The organism is Bathymodiolus azoricus thioautotrophic gill symbiont, assembly GCF_001298715.1.
Classification (GTDB): Bacteria; Pseudomonadota; Gammaproteobacteria; order PS1; family Pseudothioglobaceae; genus Thiodubiliella.
The window spans coordinates 1-2,520 of record NZ_CDSC02000510.1; the positions used below are offsets into that span (position 1 = coordinate 1).

3 protein-coding genes are annotated in these 2,520 nt (G+C 40.4%); 1 reads left to right on the plus strand and 2 read right to left on the minus strand.

Going from position 1 to position 2,520, the window contains the following annotated elements; all coding sequences use genetic code 11:
* Together BAZSYMA_RS09550 and glyA are read right to left on the minus strand one after the other, a co-directional pair.
* Positions 1-96: NrdR family transcriptional regulator (locus tag BAZSYMA_RS09550; RefSeq protein ID WP_479385937.1), on the minus strand; the 96-nt coding region annotated here is incomplete at its 3' end.
* An 8-nt stretch (positions 97-104) separates the two neighbouring features.
* Positions 105-1,358, minus strand: a complete 1,254-nt coding sequence (gene glyA / locus BAZSYMA_RS09555; protein ID WP_090718555.1) for a serine hydroxymethyltransferase — start codon at positions 1,356-1,358, stop codon at positions 105-107.
* Positions 1,359-1,439: 81 nt separating this feature from the next.
* Here glyA and BAZSYMA_RS09560 point away from each other — a divergent pair.
* Positions 1,440-2,520: cupin domain-containing protein (locus BAZSYMA_RS09560; RefSeq protein WP_090718558.1), on the plus strand; the 1,081-nt coding region annotated here is incomplete at its 3' end.

Genomic DNA, 2,520 nt, shown 5'->3' on the forward strand with positions numbered 1-2,520 from the left:
ACTACATTCGCGTCTTCTACGCACCTGTGCACCATCAGCAACCAAACGAGTTTCTAAAACTTTGGTTTCGTCAGATTGACAAAATGGACAACGCATTGATTATTCTACTTGTAAACTGGGTGTTTAGCGCAAAGTATGGCAACCTTGGTTTTAACACTATCAATCACTGATTGATTATCAAGCTCATCACAAATATCACATATCATTGAGGCTAATTCTCTACACTCTTTTTCGCCAAAACCACGCGTTGTTACTGCTGGTGTACCAATACGAATACCACTGGTAATAAACGGGGATTGTGGGTCATTTGGTACAGCATTCATATTCACAGTAATGTGTGCATTACCCAAAGCAGCGTCTACCGCTTTACCTGTTAGTCCTTGCTCAATAAAACTAACTAAGAACAGATGGTCATCAGTGCCGCCCGAAACCACATCAAAGCCTCGCTCAATAAAAATCTCTGCCATCGCTTGCGCATTGACTTTAACTTGCTTTTGATAAGCCTTATAATCATCGGTCATTGCCTCTTTAAAACTTACTGCTTTAGCGGCAACAACATGCATGAGTGGACCACCTTGAATACCAGGGAAAATCGCAGAATTAAGCTTTTTCTCAATTTCCGCATTAGCCTTAGCCAAAATCAATCCTCCACGCGGACCACGCAAAGTCTTGTGCGTTGTTGTAGTCGTAACATCAGCAATACCAACTGGTGATGGGTATTCATCTGCTGCAATTAGTCCAGCCACATGCGCCATATCTACCATTAAATAAGCACCAATACCATCAGCAATATCTCTAAAGCGTTGCCAATCTACCACGCGAGAATATGCTGAGAAGCCTGCAATAATCATTTTAGGCTTGTGTTCTTTAGCAAGACACTCAACTTCATCGTAATCAATTTCGCCTGTTTTAAGATTTAGTCCATACTGAATGGCGTTAAAGTTTTTACCTGAGAATGATGGCGCTGCACCGTGCGTTAAATGCCCACCATGCGCCAAACTCATACCTAAAACTGTATCACCTGGTGTTAATAACGCCTGATAAACCGCTGCATTTGCTTGACTACCAGAGTGCGGTTGCACATTAGCATAATCTGCACCAAATAACGCCTTAGCACGCTCAATCGCTAATTGCTCTACAACATCTACATGTTCACAGCCACCGTAATAACGCTTATTTGGATAGCCTTCAGCGTATTTATTAGTGAGTTGTGAACCTTGCGCTTCCATGACTGCAGGTGAAGTATAATTTTCACTGGCAATGAGTTCAATGTGTGTTTCTTGACGCGCTTCTTCTTTTGTAATTGCATTTGCAATATCGCTATCTACCTTGGCTAGAGTTTGAGATTTATTGAACATGGTTTTTCCTTGTATTATTTAGATTGTAAACTTGAATTTTAACCATTTTGAATAACGCGTTGCACTAAAATTACAATAATTATGATACATTTTAGAAAAATATCCCAACAACAATTCTTAAATGAGTATTGGCAGAAAAAACCCTTGCTAATCAAACAAGCTTTACCTGATTTTGTATCACCGATTACCCCTGATGAATTAGCTGGTTTATCGCTTGAAGAAGAGTTTGAATCGCGCCTAATCACAGGCTCTATAAACTCTAAAAAGTGGTCGCTACGCAACGGACCTTTTGTCGAACAAGATTTTTTAGCGACACACAGACATCCTAGCTTGCACCAGAAAAATTGGACACTACTAGTACAAGGTGTTGATAGGCATATTGATGCGGTGCATAATCTCATTACAGAATTTGATTTTATACCTCGTTGGCGTTTTGACGATGTGATGATTTCCTACGCTGCTACAGGTGGTAGTGTTGGGCCACACTTTGATTATTATGATGTATTTTTATTACAAGGTAAAGGCAAGCGTCGCTGGCATCTTAGTAGGCAAGATTGTGAACTGAGTAATTACTTAGAGGATGCACCCCTTAGGATTATGAATAAATTCAACGCCGAGCAGGTGTTTGATGTTGAACCAGGCGATATACTGTATATACCGCCTAAAGTGGCGCATCACGGTGTAAGCTTAGATGATGACTGCATCACACTGTCTTTTGGTTATCGTGCATATAGCGCGCAAGAGTTGTTCGAGTTTATCAACAAACCTTGCTCTAAGCATCTCAGCCAATCTTATTACCAAGACCCACAGTGGCGTAACACTAAGCAGCCTGCACTAATTCCTAATAGCGCCATTCAACAAGCACAAACTTTGTTAGAGATTGACGCTGTGTCTGTTGCTAAATTTGTGACAAGGCTAGACACGATGGACAGGCAAAACTTACAACTGTTTGAATATGATAATCAAAATGAAGACTTCGACTCACACGGCAATTACCAACTCCATTCTGTGTGCAAAGTTGCCTACCTGCAAAAAAATAATTCCGTTCAGGTATTTGTCAATGGCGAAGAAATTAAATTTAATGGTATTAATAACAAGGCGTTAATGGATTTTTGCAACAAACGAAAGGTTAATCCATTGAACCAGCTAGAGCTTGCCAAAC

Coding starts and splice junctions, on each gene's coding strand:
- glyA (WP_090718555.1), bottom strand. CDS start 1,358: ATGTTCAATAAATCTCAAACTCTAGCCAAGGTAGATAGCGATATTGCA.